Raw genomic sequence first — 5,354 nt, 5'->3', positions numbered from 1 at the left:
CGGCCCCGGTCATGGCGCCCCAGAAGATGACGATCCAGCGGGACGGGTTGGTCGAGCCGCGCTGGGAGAGGGTGCCCATGACGACCGACGCGGCGTCCGCGCCGGAGACGAAGAAGATCGCGACCAGGAGCATCACGAGGATCGCGGTGATCGCCTCCCACGGGAGGTTGCTCAGCACGTTGAAGGTGATCTCCTCCTCCGTGCCGGAGCCGAACGGGTCCAGGCCGTCGCGCTGCTGGGAGATGGCCGCCCCGCCGAAGATCGCGAACCAGACCAGGCTGACCACGCTCGGGACGATGATCACGCCGGCGACGAACTGGCGGATGGTGCGGCCGCGGCTGATCCGGGCCAGGAACATGCCCACGAACGGGGACCAGGAGATCCACCACGCCCAGTAGAAGATCGTCCAGTCGGAGAGGAAGGTGTCCATCGCCTCGCCGCCCGTGGCGCCGGAGCGGGAGGCCATCTCGCCGAAGTCCTGGATGTAGACGCCGAGCGAGGTGGGCAGCAGTTCCAGGATGAACACCGTCGGGCCCGCCACGAACACGAACAGGGCCAGCAGGGCGGCCAGCACCATGTTCGTGTTGGACAGCCACTGGATGCCGCGGGCGATGCCGGAGACGGCGGAGGCGATGAAGCAGATCGTCAGGACGACGATGATGAGCACGAGGACCGTGGTGCCGAGGGTCTCGATCCAGCCGGCCTCCTGCATCCCGGTGCGGATCTGCAGGGCGCCGAGGCCGAGGGACGCCGCCGAGCCGAACAGGGTCGCGAACAGCGCCAGGCTGTCGATGAGCTTGCTGGCCGGGCCCTCGGCGCGGCGGCGGCCGAACAGCGGGGCGAACGCCGCGCTGATCAGCTGGGTGCGGCCGCGGCGGTAGTGCCCGTACCCGATCGCCAGCCCGAGGACGGCGTAGATCGACCAGGGGTGCAGCGTCCAGTGGAAGATGGTGGTCGCCATCGCGGTCTCGATCGCCCGCTCGCTCTGCGCCGGGTCGGTGCCGGGGGGCGGCTCGACGTAGTGCAGCAGGGGCTCGGCGGCGCCGAAGAACATCAGCCCGATGCCCATGCCCGCGCTGAACATCATCGCGATCCAGGACACGGTGCGGAACTCCGGCTCGTCGTCATCGTGGCCGAGCGGGATGCGGCCGTACTTGCTGAGCGCCAGCCACAGCGAGAAGATCACGAACCCGGTCGCGGCGAGGACGAGGAGCCAGCCCAGGTTCGCGAGCAGCCAGTCCAGCGCGGACTGCGCGGTCGAGCTCAGGTTGTCGGTCCAGACCGTGCCCCAGACCACGAAGGCGGCGGCGAGGACCGCGGTGCAGCCGTAGACGACCCAGTCGGTCCGCGCACGGCCCGGCCTCTTGTCGAGGGAGACGGGGAATCCGCCGTCGTCGGTCCCGCCTGGCGGGGGCTTGATCTCCTCCATGACCCTAGATCGTTCCCAAAGAACCACATGTCACGTCCACGCGGGAGTAATTCGTTTCCGACCTGCGCCGCAGCGGACGGCGGCCCGACAGGCTGTCCGTTATGTCGTGACTTTTCGCGCCCGGTCGACGGTTTCGACGAGGACGTCGACGTCCGCGGACGAGGTGCGGTGGCTGATGACGCAGGCGCGCAGGGCGGCGCGCCCGTCGAGCCGGACGGGGCTGATCCACGCGCGCCCGCCGCGGACGACCCGGGCGGCGAGCGCCTCGTGGTGCTCCCACGTGCCGTTCCCCGGATCGGCGAAGCAGACGACGGGGAGCGGGGTGTCGTTGACGATGTCCCACCCGTCCGCCGCGAGCTTCGCGCGCAGCCCGGCGGCGAGTTCCGCGTCGCGGTCGAGCTGCTCGGCGTAGCCGGAGCGGCCCGCGACGGCCAGGCTGAGGAACAGCTTCAGCCCCATGAAGCGCCGCGACCACTGCTGGCTGGACGTGTACGGGTCCACGGTCTCGGGGACGCCGGCCGGCATGTAGGACGTCGTGACCCGGAACGTCTCCGCGAGCCCCTCGGCGTCGGTGGTCAGCAGCGCCCCGGCGCCCATCGGGACGCTCAGCCACTTGTGCGCGTCGACCGTGATCGAGTCGGCGCGCTCGATGCCGGACAGGGCGGGGCGGAGCCGGTCGGAAAGGGCCGCCGCGCCCCCGTATGCGGCGTCCGCGTGGAGCCATAGGCCCTGGTCGCCGCAGAGGTCAGCCAGTTCGTGGAGCGGGTCGATCGCCCCGGCGGCCGTGGTGCCGGCCGTCGCGACCACGAGGAACGGCAGGTCGCCGGCCGCGCGGTCGGCGGCGAGCCGGCGGGCGAGGTCCGGGACGTCCATCCGCAGGCCGGTGGTGGGGACGAGGCGGACGGCGTCGCGCCCGATGCCGGTCGCGTGCGCGATCTTGAGCCAGGCCAGGTGGCTCTCCGCCGACGCGTACATGACCGGGCGGCCGGGCAGCGCCCGCAGGCCCTCGGTGCCGTACCGCGGCCATGCCCGCGTGAGCGCCAGCAGGACGGCGGTCATGTTCGCCTCGGCGCCGCCGCTGGTGAAGGACCCGGCGACCCGCTCGGGCGGGTACCCCAGGCGGCCGCCCAGGAAGCGCAGCAGGTGGGCCTCGATCTCCGCCGCCGCGGGCGCGTGCGACCATGCCGCGAGCTGCGGGTTGAACGCGGCGGCGAGGGTCTCCCCGACGATCCCCATCAGCGTCGGCGTGGGGTTGAACAGCCCGAAGTACCGGGGGTGCGTGGTGTGGACGGTCGCCTCGCGGAGCAGGTCCGCGACCTCTCCGATGACCGTTTCGGGCGCCGCCGGACGCTCGAAGTCGTACGCCTCGACCGCGGCCCGCAGCGCGGCGGCGTCGACCGGTGCGCTCACAGCCCGTCCGGCGATGCTCTCGCGCTCGTCGGCGAGCAGCTCGGTGACGTGCCGCCACAGCGCTTCGGCCGCCGGCGGGGGCGGGTCGAAGGAGGCTCGTCCAAGAGGAAAGTCGTCCATGTCCCCACCTTCGCGCCCGTGCGGGGAACGCCCAAGTGGCAGTAACGACCATCATCGCTAAGTTAGTGACATGCACCGGCTGGCGGTCGCGGTCACCGAGGGTGTGCCGATCTTCGAGTTGTCCATTCCCTGCGAGGTGTTCGGCTACGAGCGTCCGGGGCTGGCCCGCACCTGGTACGACTTCCGGCTCTGCGCCGCGCCGGGCACCCGGACCGCCGCCGGGTTCGCGCCGGACGCCCGCTACGGCCTGGACGAACTCGCCCGAGCCGACACCGTCGTGATCCCGGCCTGCGCGAACGTCCTGGCCGACCAGCCCGCCGACCTGGTCGAGGCCGTCCGCGCCGCGCACGCCGGTGGTGCCCGGATCGTGTCGCTGTGCACCGGGGCCTTCGTGCTCGCCGCCGCCGGTCTCCTCGACGGACGCCGGGCGACGACCCACTGGATGCACGCCCGCCAGCTCGCCGAACTCCACCCCGAGGTGAGGGTGGACGCGTCCGTCCTCTACATCGACGACGGCGACATCCTGACCAGCGCGGGCACCGCCGCCGGGCTCGACCTGTGCCTGCATGTCGTCCGCTCCGACCACGGCGCGGCCGTGGCCCGCGCCCTCGCCAAGCGGCTCGTCATGCCCGCGCACCGGCCCGGTGGCCAGGCCCAGTACATCGACGCGGGCGTCGCCGTCCATGCCGCGGACGAGCTGGGCCCTCTCCTCGACTGGGCTCGTGAACGTCTGCACGAACCGCTGACCGTCGCCGCCCTGGCACGCCGTGCCAACGTCACCCCGCGCACCCTGATCCGCCGCTTCCACGCCGCGACGGGAACGACGCCGATGGCCTGGCTGCGCGGCATCCGCATCGACTACGCCCGCGAACTGCTGGAGACGACGTCCCTCCCGGTGGACCGGATCGCCGATCACGCGGGCCTGGGCAGCCCGGCCAACTTCCGCCACCACTTCACCCGTGCCGTGGGCGTCCCTCCGACCGCCTACCGCCGCGCCTTCTCGTCCAGCACGAACTGAGCCCTCGTCGCGGGATTCGGCCGGGTTGGCGGGGGCGGCGTTGTATGGCCGAAACCGGGAAGACCGGAGGGTGTGACCCCGGTCACATTCGTCGCTTCTGTCCCGCTACGTCACTACTAGAACAGAGATGTTCCCTTTCGGCCACTGTTGCCGCATATAGGGTTTCGTGTTCCTCTGATTAAGACAATGTCCGGTTGCGGATCGCTGCACGCCGACCGCACCTGACCGAAACACCGTCACCGACGCAGGCCACCTACCACGACGCACGCCACCTACGACGACGCACGCAGCGAAAGCGGAGGTCCGGATGCGCAAGGAGACGCTGGAGAGCTTCGTCCTGGGGGACGTTCTCCGGTCGCAGGCGCAGGCTCATCGAAGGCAGACGTTCCTCAAGTTCCGGGACGGCGAGGTCACCTACGGCGAGGTCGACACGGCCGCCGACCGGATGGCCCGCCGGCTGGCCGGCGCCGGGATCGGCCGCGGCGACCACGTGGGGCTGATGCTGCCCAACTGCGCCGACTTCGTGCATCTCGTCTTCGCGCTGGCGCGGCTCGGCGCGGTCGCCGTGCCGGTCAACATCGCCTACCGCGGGGAGCTGCTGCGGCACGTCCTGGACAGCTCCGACTCGAACTGGCTCGTCATCGACGGCCCCTACGCGGAGCGGATCGTCGAGATCGCGGAGCGGCTGCCGAAGCTCGGCGGGGTCGTCGTGCGGGACGCCGCCGCGAGCGAGGTGCTGCTGGACCGGCTCGGCAAGCCCGCGCGGGACCTGTACGCCCTGCCGGAGGACGGCGAGGGGCGCGTCGAGGTCCCGGTCGGGTTCGCCGACATGCAGGCGATCATGTACACGTCCGGGACGACCGGGCCGTCCAAGGGCGCGATGGTCCCGCACGCGCTGGCGCTGACCTGCGCCTACGACTCGCTGGACTTCCTCGACCGGTGGGGCAAGACGATCTACTGCCCGCTGCCGCTGTTCCACGCCGCCGCGCTGTGGGACGGGATGCTGTCCGCGCTGCTCGGCGGCGGCTCGATCGCGCTCGTGGAGCGGTTCAGCGCGTCGCGGTTCTGGGACGACGTGCGCCGCTTCGACGCCCAGGTGTGCATGAGCGTGTTCTCGATGATCCCGATCCTGCTGAACCGGCCGCCGACGCCGCGGGACCGCGACCACCGGCTGGAGACCTTCTACATGGGCAAGTCGAGCCTGGACGAGCCGCTGCGGGAACGTTTCGGGGTCCGGTCGGTGGAGACCTATACGAGCACCGAGGCGGGCATCGCGACGGGCAGCCCGTACGGGGAGTGGCGGACGGGTTCGTGCGGCCGGGCCCACGAGGAGCGGTTCCAGGTCGCGGTGGTGGACGAGTACGACCGGGAGGTGGG

At 71.6% G+C, this 5,354-nt stretch carries 4 protein-coding genes; 2 read left to right on the top strand and 2 right to left on the bottom strand.

The genetic code is table 11. The features are described 5' to 3' along the window. Together IEZ03_RS26995 and IEZ03_RS26990 are read right to left on the bottom strand one after the other, a co-directional pair. On the bottom strand, window positions 1–1,429 hold a 1,429-nt coding region (locus IEZ03_RS26995; protein ID WP_229808606.1), incomplete at its 3' end, for a BCCT family transporter. Window positions 1,430–1,528: 99 nt separating this feature from the next. Continuing rightward, window positions 1,529–2,959: a pyridoxal phosphate-dependent decarboxylase family protein gene (locus IEZ03_RS26990; protein WP_184879903.1), complete on the bottom strand. Its 1,431-nt coding sequence runs from the start codon at window positions 2,957–2,959 to the stop codon at window positions 1,529–1,531. Between the two features lie 70 nt (window positions 2,960–3,029). On the opposite strand from IEZ03_RS26990, the gene IEZ03_RS26985 reads away from it, so the two are divergent. Together IEZ03_RS26985 and IEZ03_RS26980 are read left to right on the top strand one after the other, a co-directional pair. Further along, window positions 3,030–3,977 carry a GlxA family transcriptional regulator gene (locus IEZ03_RS26985; RefSeq protein ID WP_184879905.1) on the top strand — a complete coding sequence of 316 codons (948 nt, stop codon included), beginning with the start codon at window positions 3,030–3,032 and terminating at the stop codon, window positions 3,975–3,977. Window positions 3,978–4,284: 307 nt separating this feature from the next. Next, window positions 4,285–5,354, top strand: a 1,070-nt coding sequence (locus IEZ03_RS26980; RefSeq protein WP_229808605.1) for an AMP-binding protein, incomplete at its 3' end; no start/stop codon positions are given.

Origin of the sequence: Actinomadura livida (assembly GCF_014648675.1) — a bacterium.
Lineage (GTDB): Bacteria > Actinomycetota > Actinomycetes > Streptosporangiales > Streptosporangiaceae > Spirillospora > Spirillospora livida.
Note: the sequence above shows the minus strand (reverse complement) of the source record. Positions and strands in the feature narration are given on the sequence as shown.

What these genes read in the sequence shown, in the direction of transcription:
- IEZ03_RS26985 (WP_184879905.1), top strand. Translation starts at nt 3,030, where the DNA reads ATGCACCGGCTGGCGGTCGCGGTCACCGAGGGTGTGCCGATCTTCGAG.
- IEZ03_RS26990 (WP_184879903.1), bottom strand. Translation starts at nt 2,959, where the DNA reads ATGGACGACTTTCCTCTTGGACGAGCCTCCTTCGACCCGCCCCCGCCG.